Genomic DNA, 22,315 nt, shown 5'->3' on the forward strand with positions numbered 1-22,315 from the left:
TTAAGGAAATTGTGATTGCCGCGCCGCCGCTCCGGCGCCGTTCGCGGATCTCACTCCTCGCGCCGCTGTACTTCGTGGCGGCCGAAGCCGTAGCGCAGGCGGTTCGCGAGCCGCCGGCTGAACCGTCCGTCGTCGGCGCGGCTGCCGAAGCGCTCGGCGAGCGCCTGGTAGATGAGCGGGACCGGCACCTCCTGTTCGAGCGCCTCCTGGACGGTCCAGGTGCCGGTCGACCCGCCCGCGACGTGGTCGGCGACGTCGCCGAGGTCGGTACCCTCCTCGCGGAAGGCCTCCTCGCAGAGTTCGAGCAGCCACGAGCGGATGACCGCGCCGTTGTTCCAGGTGCGGGCGACCGACTCCAGGTCGAGGTCGTAGCGGCCGTCCGCCAGGAGCTCGAAGCCCTCGCCGTAGGCCTGCATCAGGGCGTACTCGACGCCGTTGTGGACCATCTTGACGTAGTGGCCCGAGCCGCTCTCGCCCATCCTGTCGTGGCCGTCGGGGCCGGTCGCGACGGCGTCGAAGACGGGCGTCATCGCCTCGTAGGCCCACTCGGGCCCGCCGATCATCAGCGAGAAGCCGAGTTCGGCGCCCGCGGGGCCGCCGGAGGTCCCGCAGTCGAGGTAGGCCGCGTCGGTCGAGTCGGCCCGCCGGACCGACGCCTCGAAGTGGGAGTTGCCGCCGTCGACGACGACGTCTTCGGGGCCCAGGTGCGGTTTGAGTTCTTCCAGGGTCGCGTCGACGGCCTCGCCGGCCGGCACCATCAGCCAGATCCGCTTGTCGTCGCCGAGCCGATCGGTGAGGTCGTCGAGGTCCTCCGCGGGCGTCGCGCCCGCGTCGGCGGCGGTCGCGACCGCCTCCGCGTCGAGGTCGAACGCCACCACGTCGTGTCCGGCTTCGAGAACGCGGTCGACGACGATCTGTCCCATCCGGCCGAGCCCGACTACGCCCAGTTGCATACGAGCGCCTCCAGTCGCGGGCGGCGTAGTGATTGCGGTTTGCCGGCGGTGCGCTGGTGTGGTTGCCGATGCCAGCGGCTCAGAGCCGACCCACGAGCGCGTCGGCGAGGCGGCCGGCCGCGTCCGGGTCGGCCCGGAAGAACAGTTCGGGCTCGACGAGTTCGACCTCGATCAGCCGGAACGTGCCGTCCCGCTCGATGCCGTCGACGCGGGCGTACAGCGGACGCTCGCCGTTCAGTTCGGCGGTAACGGCCTCGACGACCCGGCGTCCCTGTGCTTTGATCTCCGCGCGCGGGGACGCGGCCGCGACACGTCCGCCGTGTTCTGACTGGACCCGGAAATCGCCGCGTTCCGGCTCCTTGCGGACCGCGTGGCTGTACTCGCCGTCGAAGTAGACCAGCGACAGTTCGCCGCGGACGATCTCCGGGGCGTACCGCTGGATCAGGACGTCCCGCCGCGCGAGGAGGTCCGAAAGCCAGTCCTGCTCGGCGTCGGCGTCGCCCTTCGGGATCCGTTTCGTCTCAAACGCGCCCGCGCTCACGGCGGGCTTGACGACCGCTTCGTCCCACCCGCGCGCGTCGAACACGTCCGCGAGCGCGACGTCGGTCCCGCGCTCGACGTACTCGGTTTCGAGCACTGGGATCCCTCGCTCGGCCAGATCCCGGAGGTAGCGCTTGTGGCCGTTCCACCGCAGCGTCGCCGGCGGATTCCACACCGCAGACGAGGCGGTATCGAGCCGGTCGACCCACGCCGCGAATGCTTCCGGATGCCGGTAGTAGTCCCAGATCGAGCGGACCACGACCGCGTCGTAGTCGCCCCACGCGACCGACTCGTCGGACCAGACGACGGGCTCGGGATCGGCTCCGCGGTCGCGGAGCGCGGCGACGAAGTCCGCGTCGTCGTCGATGAGCGAGGGCAGATCCGCGGAGGTAGCGAGGGCGATGTCGGTCACGACCGCACTCGCACGCGTCGGGCGATAAGCGTTTTTCACTGCGCTCGCGAGGGGACGTATGGACGAACGCATTCGCGAACACGCCGAGCTGTTGGTCGACTGGAGCGCCCGAATCGAAGCCGGGGACGACGTCGTCCTCAGCGTCGAGGAGGACGCCCACGACCTCGCGGTCGCCGTCGCCGAGGTGCTCGGCGAGCGCGGCGCGAACGTCGTGACGACCTACGACTCCGCGGAGGTCTCCCGCGCGTACCTGCGCGCCCACGACGACGACTTCGAGGCGCCGGACCACGAACTGGCGCTCTACGAGAACGCCGATTCGGTGCTGGCGTTGCGCGGCGGCCGCAACACCTACGCGACCGCGGACGTCGACGGCGAGACCCGGCAGGCGGTCTCGCGGGCGAAACAGCCCGTCCGGGAGGCGCGCCTCGCGACCGACTGGGTGCTGACAGTCCACCCCACCCGCTCGCTCGCCCAGCAGGCCGGGATGTCCTACGAGGCGTATCGGGACTTCGTCTACGACGCCGTCCTCCGCGACTGGGAGTCGCTGGCCGAGGAGATGCAGGAACTGAAGGAGATCCTCGACGCCGCCAGCGAGGTCCGACTGGTCTCGGCCGGGACCGACCTCACGATGTCGATCGAGGGCCGAACGGCCGTCAACTCCGCCGCCTCGGTCGCCTACGACTCCCATAATCTCCCCTCCGGCGAGGTCTTCACCGCGCCCGCCGACACCGAGGGGACGGTCCACTTCGACGTGCCGATGACGATCGAGGGCTCGCGCGTGCGCGACGTGACGCTCGAATTCGCGGACGGCGAGGTCGTCGACTACGCGGCCGACGTCGGCGAGGCGGCGATCGCGGACGTCCTCGACACCGACGAGGGGGCCCGTCGCCTCGGCGAACTCGGGATCGGGATGAACCGCGGCATCGACCGCGTCACCGAGAACATCCTCTTCGACGAGAAGATGGGCGATACGGTACATCTCGCGCTCGGGCGCGCGTACGAGGCCTGTCTGCCCGAGGGCGAGTCGGGCAACGACTCGGCCGTCCACGTCGACCTCATCACCGACGTGAGCGAGGACTCGCGGATCGAAGTCGACGGCGAGGTCGTCCAGCGGAACGGCCGCTTCCGCTGGGAGGACGGCTTCGAGTCCGCGTAGGCGCTCTGGCGCCGCTGGAGCGTTTCGAGGGAGTCGCTTTCGACGTACTTTTTATCGGCGGCCGTCTCGCCTTCCGTATGGCTGAATTCAAAGTCGTCGTCTCCGACGAGACCGGAGACACCCAGCAGTTCGAGGTCGACGGACAGGACGCGAACCGATTCCTCGGTCGCGAGCTCGGCGACGAGGTCGACGGCGGCGCCGTCGGCCTCGACGGCTACACGCTCGAACTCACCGGCGGCTCCGACGAAGCGGGCCGTCCGATGCGCGCCGACGTCGCCGGCGCGAACCTGAAGGAGCTCCTCCTCGAAGGCGGGGTCGGTTACAACCCCTCCCGCGACGGCGAGCGCAAGCGCATCACCGTCCGGGGCCGGCAGGTCTCCGAGGCGACCGCGCAGGTGAACGCCTCGCTCGTCGACGGCACGTTCGGCGACGACGAAGACGAGACCGAAGCCGAGGACGAAGCGGAAGCGGCCGAGGACGACGCCGACGAGGCTGACGCCGACGAAGACGAAGACGAAGACGAAGACACCGAAGAGTAGCTCACTCGACCGTGGCCGAGCGCGTCCCGAGCGATCACGACTCCGTGACCTCCTTCCGGGCGAGCGTCGCCCGCAGCGGCGGGACTCGCCGTCCCTGCCTCCGGCTCCCCGACGACGCCGCGGTCGCAGAGGGTGACGTCGTCCGCCTGCTGCTCGACGGCACCACTACCTTTGCCCGGGTGAGCGCCGACTCCCGCGGCCTCCTCGTCCGCGGCGCCTACGACAACGAGCGACTGGCCCGCGAGCCCCGCGAGGGCGAGAACCGCCTCGTCGAGTGGTGCGAGCGCCACGACCGCGGCCCCGACGACGCCGTCGAACTCGACGAACTCGATCCCGGCTACTGCTACGGCCTCCGCGAGCCCGGCGACCGCGTGGTCTACGACGTCCCGGCCCGTCCGAACGAGTCGCTCCGGGACATCGCCTCTTCCTTCCGCGACTGACCTGGCTCGCCCCGTCCGCGTGAGTAAGTCTTACCACCGCTCCGTCGCTCCTTCGGGTATGAGTCAGGTTCCCGAGCGCGACGCCATCGACCCCGAGTACAAGTGGGACCTCACGGACATCTACCCGGACGACGAGGCCTGGGAGGCGGCCTACGAGGCCGTTTCCGACCGCGTCGACGAGCTCCGCGAGTACGAGGGCCACGTGACCGACGACCCCGAGACGCTGCTGGAGCTGCTCGAACTCCGCGAGGAGATCCTCCGGGAGGTCTCGAAGGTCACGAGCTACGCGAGCCTCCGGAGCGCCGAGGACACCCGGAATCAGGAGTACCAGGCGCTCCAGGCGAAGGCCGAGTCGCTGTCGTCGTCGGCGCGCTCTGCGGTCAGCTACCTCGATCCCGAGATTCAGGAGTTCGACGAGGACGAGGTCGAGGCGTTCATCGACGCCGAGCCCGCCCTCGCCGCGTACGAACACTACTTCGACGACGTGTTGCGGACGAAGCCCCACACCCGCTCGGCGGAGGTCGAAGAGCTCCTGGCCGAACTCGGGGAGATCGCGGGCGCGTCCTCCGACATCTACGGGATGCTCTCGAACGCGGATATGACGTTCCCGACCGTCGAGCGCCCGGACGGCGAATCGGTGGAGATCACCCAGGGCAACTTCACGAAGCTCCAGAAGCACCCCGACCGCGACTTCCGCCGCGAGGTCTACGAGTCCTTCTACGAGGAGTGGGCCGACGTCCGCAACGCCGTCGGCACGTCGCTGAAGAACAGCGTGAAGAAGGACGTGAAGTACGCCCGAGCGCGGAACTACGACACCGCCCGCCAGGCCGCCCTCGACGGGCCGAACGTCCCGGTCGAGGTCTACGACACGCTCGTCGAGACGGTCCGGGACAACCTCGACAGCCTCCACCGCCACGCCGAACTCAAGCGGGAGGCCCTCGGCTTCGATGACCTCCGGATGTGGGACCTGTATATGTCGCTGACGGGCGACGAGGGACCGGAGATCCCCTACGAGCGGGCGACCGAGTACATCGTCGAGTCGGTGGCGCCGCTCGGCGAGGCCTATCAGTCGCGCGTCCGCGAGGGGCTCGACGCCCGATGGGTCGACGTCTACGAGAACCGCGGGAAGCGCTCGGGGGCCTTCTCGGCGGGCACCTACGACACCCAGCCGTTCATCCTGATGAACTACCAGGACGACATCTCCTCGATGTTCACGCTGGCGCACGAGCTGGGCCACTCGCTGCACTCCGAACTCGCGAAGGACGCCCAGCCGTGGCAGTACGCCGACTATACGATCTTCGTCGCGGAGGTCGCCTCGACGGTCAACGAGACGCTCCTCACGCATCACCTCCTGGAGACCGTCGAGGACGACGATCTCCGGATGCACGTCCTCGACGAGTACCTGGAGCGGTTCCGCTCGACGCTCTTCCGACAGACGATGTTCGCGGACTTCGAGCTCCGGATCCACGAGATCGCCGAGGACGACGGCGCCCTCACGCCCGACCGCTTCGACGAGCTCTACCGCGACCTGAAGGGGGAGTTCTACGCGCCCGCGGAACTGGACGACCACATCGCCCGCGAGTGGATGCGGATTCCGCACTTCTACTACAACTACTACGTCTACCAGTACGCGACGGGCATCTCGGCGGCGGTCGCGATCGTCGATCGGATCCTCGACGACGGCGAGGACGCGGCCGACGCCTACCGCGAGGCGCTGGCGCTCGGCGGCTCGGAGTACCCGATGGACGTGCTCCGGACCGCCGGCGTCGAGATGACCGACTCGGCGCCGATCGAGTCGGCCATCTCGGTGTACGACGACTACCTCGACCGGATGGCCGAACTGCTCTGAGGTCGCGATCCTAAGAGGGTCGCCCCCAACCCAAGCGGTAAGCCGCTCGCGTCCCCCGATCCGGTATGGACCCGCACCACGCCGCACGCGAGCGCGCGGCGTCGCTGCCGCTCGATGCCCTTTCGACGCGGCTCGCCGGCGACGTCGTCGTGCCGACCGACGACGGCTACGACGAGGCGCGCCGCGTCTGGAACGGGATGGTGAACGCCTACCCGATGGTCATCGCGTACTGCCGGTCGGCCGACGACGTCGTCGACTGCGTCGCCTTCGCTCGCGACCACGGTCTCTCCGTGTCGGTTCGGAGCGGCGGTCACAGCGTCTCGGGGGCGTCCGTCGCGGGGGACCTCGTCGTCGACTGCTCGCGGATGGAGTGGGTCCGCGTCGACCCCGACGCGCGGACGGCACGGGTCGGCCCGGGGGCGACGTGGGGGACGGTCGACCGCGCGACGCAGTCGGTCGGACTCGCGACGCCCGGCGGTGTCTACTCCGAGACGGGCGTCGCGGGGCTCACGCTCGGCGGCGGCACCGGCTACCTCTCGCCGAAGCACGGATTCACGGCTGACAATCTCCGTGCCGTCGACGTCGTCACCGGATCGGGCGAGCGCATCACCGCGGACGCAGAGCGCAACGCGGATCTCCTCTGGGCCGCCCGCGGCGGCGGCACCGTCGGCGTCGTCACGGCCTTCGAGTTCGAGCTCCACCCGCTCGATCACGACATCGCCTACGCCGAGTCGTGGCTGCCGCTCGACGAGGCGGACGCGACGCTCGCCGCGTACCGCTCGTATCAGCGGACCGCGCCCGCCGAGTCCTGCATCTTCCCGTACTTCGATACGGTGCCATCGACGGCCGCGTTCCCGAGCGAGCGACGCGGCGACCCGGCGTTGGTCCTCGCGGGCGTCTACGCCGGCGCGCCGGAACACGCTCGCGAGGGGCTCGGCCCCGTTGTCGACCACGACGCGGCGTTCGCGTCGTCGTTCGAGACGATGTCGTACCTGGAGCTCCAGACGATGATGGACGACGACTTCCCCGCGGGCCGGCGCTACTACTGGAAGTCGGTCCCGCTCGCGACGCTCGAAGACGGGGCTATCGAGACGTTGCGGGACGCGGCCGAGCGTGCGCCCTCGTCGCTGTCGACGATCGTCCTCTGGCCGATGCACGGCGCAGTCTCGGAGGCCGAGGCCGACACGAGCCCCGTCGTCGGTCGCGACGCGGCGGTCGTCGCGAACGTCGAGGCCGCGTGGGACGATCCGCTGGCGACCGAGCGGACCGTCGAATGGGTTCGCGAGACCTGTCGGGAACTCCGGGCGGATGCGTCGCTCGCGGGAACGCTTCCGAACTTCGCGGGCGGCAGCGACCCCGACGCCGACGACGTGTACGCGGGGAACGCGGCGCGGCTTCGGGAGGTCCGGGAGCGGTACGATCCGGACGGGATCTTCACTCACGAGCGCGAGTGAGCGGAGCGACAGCTAGTGGTGGCGTCGTATGGCGAACAGTCGGCACCTGATTTCCGAACCGCTCCCCGCGCCGACGTGCCGAGCGACCGCGGCCCGACGCGGAGCGTCTCTCAGATCACGGCGGCGTTGGCCGCGGCTTCGCACATAAACGCCCGCCTCCGACTCGTCGTGAAGGCGGGATCCGGACCGCCCGGCAGAGCCGTAGCCGACAGTATAAGTGAACCGACGCCCAATCCGATGGTATGAATCATCGGACACTGGGCGATTCCGACGTGGAAGTGAGCGAAGTCGGGTTCGGCGCGTGGGTCGTTGGCACCGACTGGTGGGGCGATCGGACTCGGGACGACGCGATCGGGATGCTCCACCACGCGATCGAGGAGGGCATCACCTACTTCGACACCGGCGACGTGTACGGCCACGGCGAGAGCGAGGAGGTCCTCGGCGAGGCCCTCGCGGACTACCGCGAGGAGGTCACCGTCGCCACGAAGGTCGGCTACGACTTCTACAATCACCCGCAGGCCGGCCACGGCGAACTCCCGAAGGAGATCACCGGCGAGTGGATCCGTTCGGCGACCGAAAAGAGCCTCGATCGGCTGGATATGGAGTACGTCGACGTCCTCCAGCTGCACAACGCCAACGTCGACGAGGTCGACGAGGACGTGCTCGAAACCCTCGACGAGCTCCGCGAGGAGGGCCTCGTCCGCGCGGTCGGCTGGGCGCTCGGCCCCTCGATCGGCTGGCTCGCCGAGGGAGATATGGCGATCGAAGCGGAGTTCGACTCCGTCCAGCTGGTCTGGAACCTCTTCGAGCAGGAGGTCGGCAACCACTTCCTGGAGACCATCGAGGAGACGGGCTCTTCCACGAGCCTGATCCCCCGCGTGCCCCACTCGTCGGGCCTCCTGAACGAACAGGTGACGCCCGAGACCGGTCACGACCTCGACGACCACCGCGGCTTCCGCCCCGACGCCTGGTACGAGACGGGCTGGGAGAAGATCGAGTCCCTCCGCTTCCTCGAACGCGACGGCGAGCGCACGATGGGTCAGGCCGCCATCGCGTATCTCCTCTCCCACGATCCGGTCGCGACCGTGACGCCGACCTTCCACACGAAGGAGGACATCACCGCGTGGGCGGCCGCCTCGGAGGTCCCGAAGCTCACAGACGAGGAGTTGGCCCGCGTCGCCGACCTCTACGAGACGAACTTCGGCGTCGACCGCGACGACGGGATGGACGAGCTCCGCTCGTCGGTCGGCGGCGAGGACATCCGGGCGGCGGGTATCGACAAGCGGGCGACGAGCGGCCCGCGGAACACGGCCTCGTCGGACTGACGTGCGCGGTTTCACTCCGAGCCGACGCGCGGCGTTCGCCGCGCTGACGGCGGTCGCCCACCTCGCGCTGACCGCGTGGGTCCGCCGCGACGCCCGCGAGCGCGGGACGGACCCGTTCCCCTGGGACGTCCTGACGCTCTTGACCGGCGTCGCCGGCGCACTCGCGTACCGCCGGCGCCGCTGAGCGTCGACGCGAACGCTGCGTCGGGGGACGCCCCCACCGAACTTACTTTTCCTCCGACACACAACTCGGCGCTATGACGGTCCTCCACCGCCTCGGAACGCGGCTCTCCGCGTACGTCGCCGCCGTCGCGCGGAGCCCTCCCCTGTTCGGCCTCGTCGTCGGGCTCTGGATCGCCGTGCTGTCGGCGTTCACGCTCGCGAATCCGCTGATAGCGTTCCTCGTCACCGCCCCGACCGCGATGCTCTTCTGGTACGGCGTGCTGTACGCGTCCGACCGCCTCCGCGGCACCGACGCCGGCGAGTCGACGCCGTTAGCGTCGGCGGACACGCAGCGATCCGAGGCCGACTCGGCCTCTGGACGGCTGGGCGGGCTCTTCGGCGGCGACGACCGCGACGACGCCCCGACCGAAGAGCGCGCGATCCAGCGCCTCCGCACCCGGTACGCCGAGGGCGAGATCGACCACGAGGAGTTCGAGCGCCGCCTGGAGGCGCTCGTCGAGACCGAGGGACTGCTCGACGGGTCGGGCGACGACCGCGCTGCAGACCGCGAGCGATCGGTCGCCCGCGAGCGCTGAGTACCCCTCCGTTTCGCTTCGAAACCACGCGACGGCGACGCGTCTGACGCTGGAGTCGCAGCCGACGAAGAACGGTTCGCTGAGGGTTACGCCAGGAAGACGTGTCGCGGCCGGTCCGCGAGGACGTCGCGACCCCACTTGACGGTCTCGCTGAACTCCTCGGAGCGGAAGAACGCCATCGCGTTCTCGCGGGCGTCCCACTGGCTGGCGATGAACATGTCGTTCTCGTCTTCGACGTTCACCATCAGGTCCGTGTCCTGGTGGCCCTCCATTTCGGCGAGGAGGCCCTCGACCTCGTCGAACGTCTCGTGGAAGTCCTCGCGGAACTCCGGTTTCACCGTGTAGAACATCCCCATCGTCCCGAAGCCCGAGCCGGACTCCTCGCCGGCGCGGGCGACGATCCCGGGGAGGTCCGAGAGGAATCCCGCCGCGGTTTCGGCGGCCGACTGGGTGTCCCAGATGCTCACGACGGCGCTGCGGTCACGGTTTCGGGCCTCGTAGACGGCCGTCTTGACGTGCGTGCCGTAGTGCTCGAAGTTGCCCCGGAGCCCTTCGACCTCGTCGAACAGCTCGTCGGTCTCGGCCTCCGAGTAGAGGACCGTCGCGTAGACGTCCTCGCCGTGGGGCTGGCCGGCGTAGATGTCCATATCCGCCAGCGCCTCGCGGATGTCGACGTCCTCGTCGTCGGCGTCGTCGGCGTCGGCGGAGTCGTCGCCGTGGGCGTGCTCGTGGTCGCCGCCGTGCCCGTGTGCGTCGCCCGAACCGTGCTCGTGTCCGTGACCGTGGCCCTCACCGTGCGGGTGGCCGGACTCGTCGCCGTCGCTCGTCGGCACGGTTTCGCCCTCCAGGTACGCGCCGAGGTCCGCGGGCGGGAAGCGCCGGCCGACGTAGAACTGGCCGAACTCCCCGTACTTCGAGGAGACCTCGTCGAAGCGCATGTCGTAGACGATGTCCTTGATGTGTGTCGGCTCGTCCGAAAAGAGCGTCACGCCCCACTCGTAGTCGTCGAAGCCGACCGACGAGGAGATGACCTGCTTGATCTTTCCGGCGTAGGCCTTGCCGGTCTCGGCGTGGGTCTCCATCATGTCCGCGCGCTCTTCGAAGTCGAGGTCGTACCAGTTGTGCTCCTCCCCGCGGCGCTTCGACATCGGGTAGAAGGAGACGTACTCGCCGTCGGGGATGTCGGGCGTCAGTTTGCCCTCCATGTACTCCCGGAGCCGGTCCTCGACCGACTCGGGGTCCTCGAAGTACTCCGGCGTGGAGTACCCCGAGATCTCGGTCACGGAGACGTATGAGGTCGGCTGTGCTGTGAACGCTGCGAGAGCGGTCTGCTCGAACTGGCGCTCCGCCCTGGAGAGGTCGTCGAGCGTCGGCCGGAAGTGGACGACGAGCAGGTCGGCCTTGTGGCCGAGGACCGAGAAGACGGCCGAGTCGCCCTCCTCGGCGTCTGTGACCTCCTCGTGGCGGCGGAGGTATTCGGTCCCCTCTGCGATCGCGCGGTCCCGCTCGTGCTCGGGCGCGTCGCGCCACCCGTCCCAGTCGACGGTGCGGAAGTCGTGCAGCACGAACCAGCCCTCGTCTGTCGGTGGGGCCTCAGGCATAGGATCCGGTAGGGACGCCTCCCGTATGGGCGTTGCGAGTCGTTCTCGGGCCGCGGGAATCGAACCGCTCGACGGCGGCCGCGACTACCCGCCGAGGACCGTCGGCCCGAAGACCAACAGCAGCAGCGAGGCCAGCATCGTCAGGCCGATCCCGGTCGTGATCGTGGTCACGACCCGGTCCCGGTCCGCGATGGGCAGCCGGGAGACGACCGCCTCGACGCTCGCCCGGAGGATCCGACCGCCGTCGAGCGGGTAGCCCGGGATGCAGTTGAACAGACCCAACTGGAGGTTGATCCAGGCCGTCCAGAAGGCGACGTTCGCGAGCAGGAACACGCCCGATCCGAGGAAGCCGAGCGGCCCGGCGACGGCGTAGAAGTTGGACACGCTCCCGGTGAAGCCGGGGAAGTTCGGGATGCCCAGGACGAGCGACGCGAGCGGCAGCACGAGGGAGACGTACACCGTCGCCAGCGGCGACTCGCCGATCGCGCCCGACAGGCCGGAGGCGTCGGGGCCGCCGTCGCCGCCGAGGAGTTCGAGGTACGTGCCGGCGGGGTAGGACTGCACGCCGAAGTCGGTGAGGAGCAGCCCGCTCGTCCCCGGGAAGATGTTGACGCCGAGGAAGCCGTTGCCGTCCTGTGGGTTCTCCCCGAGCGTCACGTCGTAGGTCTCGACCGAGCCGTCGTGATAGACCTCCACCGGGACCGTCTCGCCCGGCGCGGTCCCGTCGAGGACGCGAGTGAGCTCCGTCGAGGAGACCACGCGCCGGCCGTCGATCGCGGTCACGATCACGCCCGGCTCAGTCGGCGCGCCGGCCTGCGCGAGGGGCCCGTCCGCGACGACGCGGGTCAGGTAGGCGCCGACCGGGATCGTGACGGTCCCGCGGTCGGTCGTGAGCCGCGCGAAGCGGTCCTCGCCGACGGCCTCGGCGAAGCCGGTGCGGGTGTAGACCGCCGTGCCGTTCACCCGCGTGACGCCGATCGGATCGCTCCCGACGCTGATGTTCGCCGGGTTGCCGGCGACCGAGCCCGCGACGATCAGCGACCGCTCGACGTCGACCGTCCGACGCGCGCGGTCGGCGGCGCTCTCGCCGCCGTCGACTTCGACCGTGACGGTCCGCGCGTCGGTGCCGAGCAGGGCGGCGTCGAGCGAACTCTCGTTGCCGACCGGCACGCCCCCGACGGCGGTGATCCGATCGCCCTGTCCGATGCCCGCCTCCGCGGCCGGCGAGCCGTCGTAGGCGCCCTGCACGGCCATCCCGGAGGCGACGCCGATGCTCCCGATGATCGGCCCGAAGAGCAGGGCGAACGCGACGAAGGTGACGAAGAAGTTGTTCGTGACGCCCGCGGCGAACATCCGCGTCCGGCCGCCCCTGTCGGCGTTCCGCTGGCTCTCCTCGTCCGGCTGGACGAACGCGCCGAGCGGAATGATGGTGAAGAGGAAGACTCCCATCGACTCGATGTCGATGTCCTCGACGCGACAGAGGATCCCGTGGCCGCCCTCGTGGACGACGAGGCCGACGAGCAGACCGAAGACGATCTCCGGCGCGACAGACAGCGGCAGGAAGTCGTTGACGCCGGGGATGACGAGGAAGTTCTGCGGCTGATTCACCTGCGAGGGCGCCGGGGGGTTCCGCGCGATGGCGATCCCCTGGACGAGCAGGAAGAGGAACATCCCCGCCATGATGACGAGCGCGGCGCCGACGCCGAGGTTCGTCCACGCGCGCCAGAAGCGCTTCGGCGTCGCGATCCAGTCGATGAAGTCGCGGCCGCGCTTGGTGTGTATGGTCGTGAACGGCCCGCGGATCCGCACCGAGTCCGGGAGCAGGCCGCGCTGTGAGAGGAAAAACGTCGCCATCGAGTACGCGGCGAGGCCGACGAGTACCCACAGAAGCGTGTTCATCGTCCGATTCGAAGTGGCGGGCGCGGAAATGTGTTATTACCCACCTCGTCCTGGGGACGGCTCCCGCCCACTCCGCTCGCGACGGTCGAGCGTGCTATGCGGAGCGGCGTACAGCCCCGAACGGCAGTCTTACGGTCTCCGACGGAGCAGAGGAGCGACAGCCGAGCCCGTCACACGTCGAATCCGTTCCGCCTGAGCGCTTCCGCCAGCTCGCCGTCGGGCTCTGCGGAGAACTCGACCAGCGACGACTCCGGCCGCGTCGTCGTGTACAGATCGGAGTCGATGTTGTCCGGAATCTCGTTCGCGTGCGTCTTATCGACGACTGCAACCGTTATCTTCGGTCCCGTGTTCGCGTCTTTCGACTCACTCATCGATCGGATATACGGGCGAGGGACGTTTGGCCTTTGGCATTCGGGTGTGGGATCCAGCGACGCGCCGGCCTGCTTCCTAAGTGGCTCCAGACGGGAACTGGGCGATGCGATGGACGAAGCACTCGAAGTCGTCGACGTCGTGGCCGACTCGGGGCTGGAAGGCGTCGTGACCTGGCTGCTGCGTCTGCTCGGACTCGTCGCCCTCGTCGCGGGCGTCGGGCTCTGGCTCCTCACCGAGATGGGGCTGCTCTGGCTTCCGGCCCTCCTGATCCTCGTCGGACTCGTCCTGCTCGTCGCGCCCAGCATCCTCCTCGTGGTGGCGGAATTCGCGTAGGTCCGATTGAGGAGTCGACCGACGACTCGACGAACGGACGACCCGACGACCCGACGAACAACCCTTTTGCCGATGCCGACCCACACCTCGTAGATGTTCGACAGCCGCTCCTACGAGGTCCGCCAGCGCATCTCGATCGGGAACAAGTACCGGATCTACGAGGGCGATTCACCCATCCTCGAATCCGCACAGAAGAAGCTCCGGCTCAAGGAGGACTTCCGCTTCACCGACCCGGAGACCGGGACAGAGCGCTACCGCGTGAAGGCCGACAGTGTGCTCGACATCGCCGCCGCCTACGACATCGTCGACTCGCAGACCGGCGAGCGCGTGGGCGCGGTCAAGCGCGAGGCCGTCTCGTTTTTCAAACACGAGTACTCCCTGCTGGGCCCCGACGGCGACCTCGTGGCGACGATCCGCGAGGACAACGTCCCGCTGGCGATCGCGCGCCGGCTGCTCACGACGCTGATCCCCTTCTCCTACGAGATCGTCACGCCGGAGGGCGACACCGTCGGCGAGGCGAACGGGGCGTTCTCGCTCCGCGACAGGTACTCGATCGACCTCTTCGACGACGCGCTCGATCCGCGGCTCGCCGTGGTCGGGATGGTCGTCATCGACGCGATCGAGGAGAACTAACCCACCCTTTTCTCGACCAAAAAACGGCCGCTCGGCTCGCACCGCGAGCCTCGCGGTACGACCGCTGGAGACTCCGCAACCGCACCGCTTCTGCACCGCTCCGACGACGCCCCGTTATCCTTCGCGCCGCAACCGCGTCACCACGAACTCCGTGTCGAGTTCCCCGAGGAACTCCCCGAGGCGCGGCCCCTGCGGCTGGTCGAAGAAGAGCCGGTAGCCCGCCTCGAAGAAGTCGCCGACATCGACGTCGTGCCGACGCGCGGTCTCGTACATCTCCCCTTGGATCTCCTCGCCGTCGTGGCCGGCTTCGACGAAGTCCGCGAGGTCGGAGAGCGCGGCCGCGACGTCGCCGTCGACCTCGGAGAAGTCGACGTCGGGCAGCTCCTCTTGGATCCGGTAGTTGTACTCGTTGTCCAGGCGCTCGGCCCACGCGCGCGCCCGGTCGACCCGTTCGAGGGCCTCCTCGATCGCCCACTCGGGGGTGTCGTCGTCGACGTAGCCCTCGTTTCTGGCCATCTCGATCCGGAGGTCGCGGTCGTCTGTCATCCCCAGGACGGCCGCGAACGTGTAGGGAAGGCGGATCCGATCCTCGCGCACCTCGTCGACGACGAACGGGTACGCCCGCTCGGCGAACGCCGAGAGCGTCTCGTCGTCGACGTCGCCGAAGTACGCCCGCTCGAAGCGGTCGAAGTCGTCGACCAACTGATCGAGTCTGGAGATATCGAGGTCGCGGGCCTTCCGCGGATTGAGCACGAAGAAGTACCGGAGGACCTCCGGTTCGAGGAGGTCGAGCATCTCCGCGACGGTGACGATGTTGCCCTGCGACGAGGAGAGCGCCTCGCCGTTGAGCGTGAACCACTCGTAGACCATCGGGACCGGCGGCTCGATCCCGAGGACGTTGCGGGCGATGTCCTGGCCGGAGGGCCACGACCCCTCGGCGTGGTCCTTGCCGAACGGCTCGAAGTCGACGCCGAGCACCTGCCACTGGGCGGGCCACTCGAAGCGCCAGGGCAGTTTGCCCTCGCGGAAGGTCGCGGTGCCCTCGTGGCCGCAGCCCTCGATGGTCTCGTCGCCGACGGTCATATCGGTGCAGACGTACTCGACCGTCCGCGAGTCGAGGTCGACCGACGTCACCGTCTCGGTGATCTTCCCGCACTCCGCACAGATCGGATTGAAGGGGACGTAGTCCTCGTCGACCTTCGACTGGTATTCGGAGAGCACGTCCCGCGCCTCGTCGGCGTGTTCGAGCACGTGCGCGACGACGTCCTCGAAGGTGCCGTCCTCGTAGAGATCCGTGTTCGAGACCATCTCGACGGGGACCCCGAGGCGGTCGGCGTCGGCCTTCAGGAGCGCCGCGAAGTGCGCGGCGTAGGAGTCGGACTCGCCGAAGGGGTCCGGGATGTCGGTGTAGGGTTTCCCCAGGTTCCGCCCGAGCGCGCCGGCGTCGACGTCGCCGAGGCCGACGATCTCGCCGTCGACGTCCGCGAGCTTCCGGGGGAGCTTCCGGAGCGGGTCGCGGTCGTCGCTCGTGAACACCTGCCGGACCTCGTGGCCGCGCTCGCGGAGCACCTCGGCGACGAAGTACCCGCGGATGATCTCGTTGAAGTTCCCGAGGTGGGCGACGCCGGAGGGCGAGACGCCGCCCTTGATGACGATCGGCTCGTCGGGCTCGCGGGCCTCGATCTCGTCGGCGACCGCCTCGGCCCAGAAGTCGCGCTTCGATTCGCCCGCCGGCTCCGCGTCCGCCGTCTCGTCACTCATCGCCCACCCAGTAGCTCGGTTCGTCGTCGCTTCCCGCGGGCACGATGTCGGTCCCGCCGTGGTCGCCCCGGAGCACCGCGTCGGCGATCCGCTCGGGGTCGGTCCCGTCGAGGACGACCGTCCGCATCTCCGCGCGCTCGATGAGCTTCGCCGCGAGCAGGTCGACGGGCGCGGAGGCGCCCGCGTCGCGGCTCATCGGCGCGATCACGTCGACGAGTTCGCCCGCCGTCAGCCGCTCGTACTTCTCGGCGCCGTCGTCGGCGCTCGGGTCGGCGCTGTAGACGCCGTCGACGCTCGTGGCGTAGATGAGGAGATCCGCGTCGACGTACTCCGCGAGCGCGGCCGCGACCGCGTCGGTGGTCTGGCCGGGCATAATGCCGCCCATCACCGAAATGTCGCCGTGGCGGAGGGCGTCGCCGGCCTCCTCGTAGTCGTGGGCGACCTTCGGATCGACCTGCGAGCCGAGGGCGGCGATCAGGAGCCGCGCGTTGATCCGCGTGACGTCGATGCCGATCTGGTCGAGCTGGACCTCGTTGGCGCCGAGTTCGCGGGCCGCTCCGATGTAGTCGCGGGCGACGCCGCCGCCGCCGACGACGGCGCCGATCTCGCAGCCCTCGTCCGCGAGCCGTTCGACGACCGCTGCGTGGCCCTCGACCCGGCGGGCGTCGAGGTCCGGCGCGAGCACGCTCCCACCGATGGAGACGACGACTCTCATTGCCCCGTCGTTGCCGCGAACCGGGCTTAAGGGTTGTCAACCGCGTATGCCGGCGCGTCGCCGGCGGTCGTCCGACCGTCGTCGCGCGGCCCGCCGTCTCGTCCACTCGCCCGTCCGACAGTGTAAAGCCGATCGCCGCCCCGACACGGGAGTATGCAGGTACTCGGAGTCGTCGGCGCCGGCGCGTCGACCCTGTGCGAGCGCGTCGCGCCCCACCTCGACGGCCGTGTCGCCGTGGTCGAACGCCGCGCGGGCGACGCCGACGGCGACTCGTCGGCCGCGCCCGAGACGGATGCCAACCATCCCGACGGCGTCGATACCGCTTACGCGCTCGGTGACGGATCGTGGAGCGCCGCCGGCGGCGACCGCTCGCTGGACGACGTGCTCGACGACCTCGCCCCGACGTACGACCACGCGCTGCTCGTCGGCTTTCCGGACGCCGCGTTCCCGACGGTCGCGCTGGGCGACGCCACGGCCTCGAACGTCGCTCTCGACGCCGCCGACGCCGACGCGGTCGACGTCGAATCCGTCCTGGAGACGATCGCCGACGCCGAGCCCCACGTCACGCTCGAAGCGCTCGTCGAGCAGGTGAAGGCCTCCCCCCGGGCCGACCGCGCCGGCGCGATCGCGACGTTCACCGGCCGGGTCCGGACCAAGGACGGCGAAGAGGACCCCGAGACGCTCGAACTGACCTTCGAGAAGTACGAGGGCGTCGCCGAAGAGCGGATGCGGGAGATCGAGTCCGAACTGATGGAGCGCGACGGCGTCCAGGAGGTCGTCTGCTTCCACCGCACCGGCACCCTTCAGTCGGGCGAGGACATCGTCTTCGTCGTCGTCCTCGCCGGCCACCGCGAGGAGGCCTTCGAGACCGTCTCGGACGGCATCAACCGCCTGAAGGACGAGGTCCCGATCTTCAAGCGCGAGACCACGGTCGAAGAGGACTTCTGGGTCCACGACCGCCAGTAATCGGCCGCGATTCCGCCTCTCGATCGATTTCTTCTCGCCGGATTCGACTCCGCGCGCTGTGATTTCTCGTCGCCACCGCGGCCGTCTCGTGCGGAATCTGCCTCGAATTGGGCCGTTTCACCGGGATATAAATTCATTCTTTATTCTGTGAACTAAAGACTTAGAAGACGATATAAAACGTAAAAACGAATTTGAACTGCTTCTAAACGATCCGAACGATCACGGTTTACCGGTGAATCGAGCCGAATTCCTCCCAACGTTCCTCCCTTTATATACTCCCCCGACGACAAGCGGGGAGCGAGGTGACACAGATGAGCGCAACCACGACACCCTCCACCGAGACTGCCGCCGACGACGTACCCAAAGAAGAGCGCTTGAAGTCCTTCCTCCTGGAGAAGGCCCAGGACGGGGAGATGTACTTCAAGTCCAAGTTCATCGCCGAGGAGGTCGGTCTCTCGCCCAAGGAGATCGGCGCCCTGATGGTGAAGCTCAAGGACTCCGCCTCGGAACTCACCGTCGAGAAGTGGTCGTACACGAGCGCGACCACTTGGCGAGTCGAACCCGCCGACGCGGCGTAAGCGCTCATCGCCCCTGAATTGGTCCGCGCGACCGCCGCGTCGTCTCCGAACCGCCCGCCGAACTGACTTCCTCCCCGTTTCCACGCCCGTAGCGACGCCTCCGCCCCCGCCGTGCGTCGCCTCTGTCGGGGAGTTTATCCGACTGTGCGCCCTACCGGCGTTCGATGGATTCCCCCGATTCGGTGGCCGGACCGCCGGTCGACGCCCTCCGATCGGTGTTCCACCTCCAGGAGACCAGACGCGACGGGGACCGGGTGGTCTTCTACGGCGAGTCGCTCGTCCCCGAGCAGATGCTCCTCCGCGAGGTGTGGGGGGCGTTCCGCGAGGCCGGCTACGAGATACAGGTCTCGACGACCCGCGGCCCCCGCGACGACGTCGTCGTCGCCCGGCCGACGGCGAACGGCGTCGACGGGATCCCCTGGAAGAACCTCGTGCTCTTTTCGGCGACGATCGTCTCGACGCTCCTGGTCGGGGCGCTTACGTGGTACTACATTCCGCTCTCGGACCTCCTCGCGGATCCCCTCCTGGTGCTCCGCGCCTGGCCGTTCACGGTCGCGATCCTGGGCGTCCTCGCGACGCACGAACTCGGCCACTACGTGATGGGGCGCTACCACGGCGTCGACGTCTCCCTGCCCTACGTGATCCCCTTCATCTTCCCGTTCGGCACGCTCGGCGCGATCATCCGGATGCGCGGGCAGATGCCCGACCGCGAGACGCTCTTCGACATCGGCGTGGCCGGGCCGCTGGCCGGGCTGGCCGCGACGATCGTGGTCACCGCGGTCGGCCTCTCGCTGCCGCCGATCGAGGTCCCGCCGTGGGCGCTCCGGGGTTCCGGCCAGGTGATCGTCTTCAACAATCCGCCGCTGTTGAACCTCCTCGCGTCGCTGCTGGGCGAGCCGACAGAGTACGCCGACCCGAGCGTCGCCGTCAATCCGGTGATCATCGGCGGCTGGGTCGGGATGTTCTTCACCGTCCTCAATCTCCTCCCCGTCGGACAGCTGGACGGCGGCCACATCCTCCGGGCGATGCTCGGTGAGTCCCAGGAGCGCGTCGCGGCGGTCGTCCCCGCGGCCCTCTTCGGCATCGCGGCGTACCTCCACTACGGTCTCGGCTACGCGCTGAACGAGTCGGTCGGCCTCTGGGCGTTCTGGGGGCTGCTCTCGGCGTTCATCGCGTTCAAGGGCCCCGCGAACCCGATCGACGATTCGCCGCTCGATGCGCCCCGGCTGGTCGTCGGCGTCCTCACCTTCGCGCTCGGGGCGCTCTGCTTCCTGCTCGTCCCGGTCGAAGTGATGGCTGCATAGCCGGGCTTTCGAGTCCCGGGCGAATCACCTCGTCTCGGACTCACTCGTGGGTGTAGCCCTCGTCGGCGAGCGGCTCGCCGTCCATCCGGACGCCCTCGCTCGCCTCCGTGACCGTCCCGATCGCCGAGAGCGGCACCGGCGAGGCGGCGCGCGCGTCGCCGAGGCTCGCCCGCGGGAGCGCACAGACGAGTTCGAAGTCCTCGCCGACGCCCGTCGCCATTCGCTTCCGGTCCGCCGCGTCGGTCGCGTACTCCTCTACCGCGTCGTGGACCGGAATCCGGTCCCACGAGACGTCGAAACCGACCTCCGAGGCCTCCGCGAGCTGGTGGAGCGACCGCGCGAGGCCGTCCGAGGAGTCCATCATCGCGGTCGCGTGCGGCGCGAGCGCCTGTCCGGCCGCGACCCGCGGCGGGAACCGAAAGAGGTCGTTGCCGCGGTCGACGTCGTCGGCCTCGAACGCCCGGAGCGCCGCGGCGGTCCGACCCACGGTCCCAGTGACGCAGACGACGTTGCCGGGCTCCGCTCCCGACCGGCGGACCGGCGCGTCGGTCTCGCCGAGGGCGGTCGACGCGACCGTGAACTCCGTCCCGGTGTCGAGGTCGCCGCCGACGTACTCGGCGCCGACGGCGTCGCAGACGTCCACCGCGCCCTCGACGAACGCGTCGAGTTCCTCCTCCACGAGGCTCGGAGCGGCGTAGGCGGCGACTGCGGCGGTCGCGTCGGCGCCCATCGCGGCCACGTCCGACAGCGACGCGCCGACGGAGCGCCAGCCGGCGGTGTAGCGGGTCGTCCCCGCCGGGAAGTCGGTCGCCTCGTGGAGCATATCGGTCGTCACCACGAGGCCGTCGACGACGGCGGCGTCGTCGCCGGCGGCGGGGAGCGCGGCCGCGAGTCGCCGGAGCGCCGAGCGTTCGTCCATACCCGCGATCCGGCCCCGTCGGGCAAAAAGCCGACGTCACGCTGGCGCGGGCGGCGGACCAGCCCTCGCGCGTTCGCGAGCGGCAACGGTTCGCACACTGCCGCCGGTTTCGATGGCTTGATGGCCGGAAGGGCCGAGGTCCGGATATGGTCCGCGAGAACCTCCGAGCGACGGTCCTCGGGTTCGTCGCGGCCGTCGGCGTCTTCGCGCTCCTGTTCTACTTCGCGGGCGTCGACGACCTCGTGGCCACGCTTCGGGACGCGGACCCGCAGTACCTCGTCTTCGTGCTCCTCGCGACGCTCGCGTGGCTGGCGGCCTGGAGCCTCTCGCTGAACACGGTGCTCGACGTGCTCGGCGTCGAACTCTCCTACGTCTCGTCGTTCCTGGTCTTCGCCGGCGCGACGTTCTCGAACAACATCACCCCCTTCGGACAGGCCGGCGGCGAGCCCGTGACGGCGTACCTCATCTCCCGCGCCGCCGACGCCGAGTACGAGCGGAGCCTCGCGGCCATCGCCAGCGTCGACACGCTGAACTTCGTCCCCTCGATCACGATCGCGCTCGTCGGCGCGGGCTACTTCGCCACCGAGGTCGCGCTCAGCACGAACGAGAACATCCTGGCCGCCATCGGCGCCGTGGTCGCGCTCGCGGTGCTCGTGCCCGGCCTCGTCTACGCCGGCTGGCGCCGCCGCTACCGGCTCGAAGCCCGCGTCGTCAGCGCGCTCACGCCGCTGATCCGCTCGCTCGCCGACCGGCTCCCGCGCGTGTCGGTCCCGACGCCCGAGGGGATCGAGCGCCGGATCAACGGCTTCTTCCGGGCGATCGAGCGCGTCGCCTCCAACCCCCGGGGGCTGGCGCTGGCGCTCGGCGCGTCGGCGGCGGGCTGGCTCTGTCAGATGCTCGCGCTCTGGCTCGCGTTCGGCGCCATCGGCGTCGACGTGCGGCTCTCGGTCGCGCTCGTCGTCGTCCCGATCGCCGCGATCGCGGGCGTGACACCGCTTCCCGGCGGGGCCGGCGGGATCGAGACCGTGCTCGTAGTCCTGCTCTTGGCCGCGCCGCTCCCTACCATCACCGAACCGATCGCCGTCGCCGCCGTCGTCATCTTCCGCGGCGCGATCTACTGGGTGCCGACGATCCTCGGCGGCGCGGTCGTCGCCTGGATCGGCTCCGGGCTCGGCATCGGCGCCGGTCCCGAGTAGGTCGAACGCGACGGCGGCGGCTCCGCGACGAGTCCGCGATCGGTTCTCGCCGGACCCCCGAGAGTGCCTCTCACGCCCCGTAGCGCCGATACGATGGCTTTAAACGACGCCGTCGGGAATTGGTCCCTATGGTAAGTGTCTACGACGTTCCGGCCGACGCCCTCATCGAGGACGTCGCCGACCGGCTCGCGGACCGAATCGAGGAGCCCGACTGGATCGACTTCGCCAAGACCGGCCAGACCAAGGAACTGCCGCCCCAGCAGGACGACTTCTGGTACGTCCGCGCGGCGTCGCTCCTCCGCAAGGTCGCAAAGGAGGGCCCGATCGGCGTCGACCGCCTCTCGACGGAGTACGGCGGCCGCAAGCGTGGCTCGAACCGCTACAAGGTCTCGGGCAACAGCTCCGGCACCGGGAGCAAGAAGGTCATCCGGAAGGCGCTCCAGCAGCTCGAAGAGGAGGGCCTCGTCGAGACCGCGAAGGGCCAGGGCCGCCGCATCACCGCCGAGGGCCAGAGCTTCCTCGACAACGCCGCCGCCGACGTCCTCGACGAGCTCGACCGGCCGGAACTCGAACGCTACGCGTAACCTCGATCCGCGCGTCGATATCAGCCGC

The 22,315-nt window shown here is 69.4% G+C and carries 23 protein-coding genes; 15 read left to right on the plus strand and 8 right to left on the minus strand.

Annotation, left to right across the window (positions count from 1 at the left end; genetic code table 11):
* Positions 1–50 precede the first annotated feature (50 nt).
* On the minus strand, positions 51–953 hold the full coding sequence (gene gnd / locus OS889_RS02525; RefSeq protein ID WP_372386983.1) for a phosphogluconate dehydrogenase (NAD(+)-dependent, decarboxylating): 903 nt from the start codon (positions 951–953) through the stop codon (positions 51–53).
* Positions 954–1,032: 79 nt separating this feature from the next.
* Positions 1,033–1,905 carry an ATP-grasp domain-containing protein gene (locus OS889_RS02530; RefSeq protein WP_372386985.1) on the minus strand — a complete coding sequence of 291 codons (873 nt, stop codon included), beginning with the start codon at positions 1,903–1,905 and terminating at the stop codon, positions 1,033–1,035.
* Between the two features lie 58 nt (positions 1,906–1,963).
* Here OS889_RS02530 and OS889_RS02535 point away from each other — a divergent pair, with 58 nt between their 5' ends.
* The 8 genes from OS889_RS02535 to OS889_RS02570 all read left to right on the plus strand — a co-directional run bounded on the left by OS889_RS02535 (position 1,964) and on the right by OS889_RS02570 (position 9,426).
* A complete protein-coding gene (locus OS889_RS02535; RefSeq protein WP_372386987.1) occupies positions 1,964–3,061 on the plus strand; it encodes an aminopeptidase in 1,098 nt (365 codons plus the stop codon).
* A 77-nt stretch (positions 3,062–3,138) separates the two neighbouring features.
* Complete coding sequence (locus OS889_RS02540) at positions 3,139–3,600, plus strand: 30S ribosomal protein S6e (protein ID WP_372386989.1); 462 nt, start codon at positions 3,139–3,141, stop codon at positions 3,598–3,600.
* An 11-nt stretch (positions 3,601–3,611) separates the two neighbouring features.
* Entirely contained in the window at positions 3,612–4,040 is a 429-nt protein-coding gene (locus OS889_RS02545) for a DUF7112 family protein (protein WP_372386991.1), read from the plus strand.
* A gap of 58 nt (positions 4,041–4,098) precedes the next feature.
* Entirely contained in the window at positions 4,099–5,889 is a 1,791-nt protein-coding gene (pepF, locus tag OS889_RS02550) for an oligoendopeptidase F (RefSeq protein WP_372386992.1), read from the plus strand.
* A gap of 65 nt (positions 5,890–5,954) precedes the next feature.
* A complete protein-coding gene (locus OS889_RS02555; RefSeq protein ID WP_372386995.1) occupies positions 5,955–7,343 on the plus strand; it encodes an FAD-binding oxidoreductase in 1,389 nt (462 codons plus the stop codon).
* Positions 7,344–7,585: 242 nt separating this feature from the next.
* Entirely contained in the window at positions 7,586–8,668 is a 1,083-nt protein-coding gene (locus tag OS889_RS02560; RefSeq protein ID WP_372386997.1) for an aldo/keto reductase, read from the plus strand.
* A gap of 1 nt (position 8,669) precedes the next feature.
* Positions 8,670–8,852 (plus strand): hypothetical protein, encoded by a 183-nt coding sequence (locus tag OS889_RS02565; protein WP_372386998.1) that lies wholly within the window; start codon positions 8,670–8,672, stop codon positions 8,850–8,852.
* A gap of 73 nt (positions 8,853–8,925) precedes the next feature.
* A complete protein-coding gene (locus tag OS889_RS02570; protein ID WP_372387000.1) occupies positions 8,926–9,426 on the plus strand; it encodes an SHOCT domain-containing protein in 501 nt (166 codons plus the stop codon).
* Positions 9,427–9,512: 86 nt separating this feature from the next.
* On the opposite strand, the gene OS889_RS02575 is transcribed toward OS889_RS02570, so the two are convergent.
* The 3 genes from OS889_RS02575 to OS889_RS02585 form a co-directional block, all read right to left on the minus strand.
* Positions 9,513–11,027: a heme-binding protein gene (locus tag OS889_RS02575; protein WP_372387002.1), complete on the minus strand. Its 1,515-nt coding sequence runs from the start codon at positions 11,025–11,027 to the stop codon at positions 9,513–9,515.
* 84 nt (positions 11,028–11,111) lie between these two features.
* Positions 11,112–12,926 (minus strand): site-2 protease family protein, encoded by a 1,815-nt coding sequence (locus tag OS889_RS02580; RefSeq protein ID WP_372387004.1) that lies wholly within the window; start codon positions 12,924–12,926, stop codon positions 11,112–11,114.
* 170 nt (positions 12,927–13,096) lie between these two features.
* Complete coding sequence (locus OS889_RS02585; RefSeq protein WP_372387005.1) at positions 13,097–13,297, minus strand: hypothetical protein; 201 nt, start codon at positions 13,295–13,297, stop codon at positions 13,097–13,099.
* A gap of 109 nt (positions 13,298–13,406) precedes the next feature.
* Here OS889_RS02585 and OS889_RS02590 point away from each other — a divergent pair, with 109 nt between their 5' ends.
* Positions 13,407–13,631 (plus strand): hypothetical protein, encoded by a 225-nt coding sequence (locus tag OS889_RS02590; protein ID WP_372387007.1) that lies wholly within the window; start codon positions 13,407–13,409, stop codon positions 13,629–13,631.
* Positions 13,632–13,724: 93 nt separating this feature from the next.
* A complete protein-coding gene (locus tag OS889_RS02595) occupies positions 13,725–14,264 on the plus strand; it encodes an LURP-one-related family protein (RefSeq protein ID WP_372387009.1) in 540 nt (179 codons plus the stop codon).
* A 114-nt stretch (positions 14,265–14,378) separates the two neighbouring features.
* On the opposite strand, the gene lysS is transcribed toward OS889_RS02595, so the two are convergent.
* Together lysS and pyrH are read right to left on the minus strand one after the other, a co-directional pair.
* Positions 14,379–16,025, minus strand: coding sequence for a lysine--tRNA ligase (lysS, locus tag OS889_RS02600; RefSeq protein ID WP_372387011.1), 1,647 nt, complete (start codon positions 16,023–16,025; stop codon positions 14,379–14,381).
* Positions 16,018–16,740, minus strand: a complete 723-nt coding sequence (gene pyrH / locus OS889_RS02605) for a UMP kinase (protein WP_372387012.1) — start codon at positions 16,738–16,740, stop codon at positions 16,018–16,020. The genes lysS and pyrH overlap by 8 nt, the downstream gene beginning before the upstream one ends.
* Before the next feature lie 153 nt (positions 16,741–16,893).
* Here pyrH and OS889_RS02610 point away from each other — a divergent pair, with 153 nt between their 5' ends.
* From OS889_RS02610 to OS889_RS02620, 3 genes are all read left to right on the plus strand, one after another.
* On the plus strand, positions 16,894–17,706 hold the full coding sequence (locus tag OS889_RS02610; protein WP_372387014.1) for a molybdopterin synthase: 813 nt from the start codon (positions 16,894–16,896) through the stop codon (positions 17,704–17,706).
* 311 nt (positions 17,707–18,017) lie between these two features.
* On the plus strand, positions 18,018–18,284 hold the full coding sequence (locus OS889_RS02615; RefSeq protein ID WP_372387015.1) for a DUF7123 family protein: 267 nt from the start codon (positions 18,018–18,020) through the stop codon (positions 18,282–18,284).
* 164 nt (positions 18,285–18,448) lie between these two features.
* Positions 18,449–19,588, plus strand: a complete 1,140-nt coding sequence (locus OS889_RS02620; RefSeq protein WP_372387017.1) for a site-2 protease family protein — start codon at positions 18,449–18,451, stop codon at positions 19,586–19,588.
* Between the two features lie 40 nt (positions 19,589–19,628).
* On the opposite strand, the gene thiL is transcribed toward OS889_RS02620, so the two are convergent.
* Positions 19,629–20,507, minus strand: a complete 879-nt coding sequence (gene thiL, locus OS889_RS02625) for a thiamine-phosphate kinase (RefSeq protein WP_372387019.1) — start codon at positions 20,505–20,507, stop codon at positions 19,629–19,631.
* A gap of 146 nt (positions 20,508–20,653) precedes the next feature.
* Here thiL and OS889_RS02630 point away from each other — a divergent pair, with 146 nt between their 5' ends.
* Both OS889_RS02630 and OS889_RS02635 read left to right on the plus strand, forming a co-directional pair.
* Positions 20,654–21,703 (plus strand): lysylphosphatidylglycerol synthase transmembrane domain-containing protein, encoded by a 1,050-nt coding sequence (locus tag OS889_RS02630; RefSeq protein WP_372387021.1) that lies wholly within the window; start codon positions 20,654–20,656, stop codon positions 21,701–21,703.
* Positions 21,704–21,831: 128 nt separating this feature from the next.
* Entirely contained in the window at positions 21,832–22,287 is a 456-nt protein-coding gene (locus tag OS889_RS02635) for a 30S ribosomal protein S19e (protein ID WP_372387022.1), read from the plus strand.
* Positions 22,288–22,315: the final 28 nt, after the last annotated feature.

Source organism: Halobellus sp. MBLA0158 (assembly GCF_041477585.1).
Lineage (GTDB): Archaea > Halobacteriota > Halobacteria > Halobacteriales > Haloferacaceae > Haloquadratum > Haloquadratum rubicundus.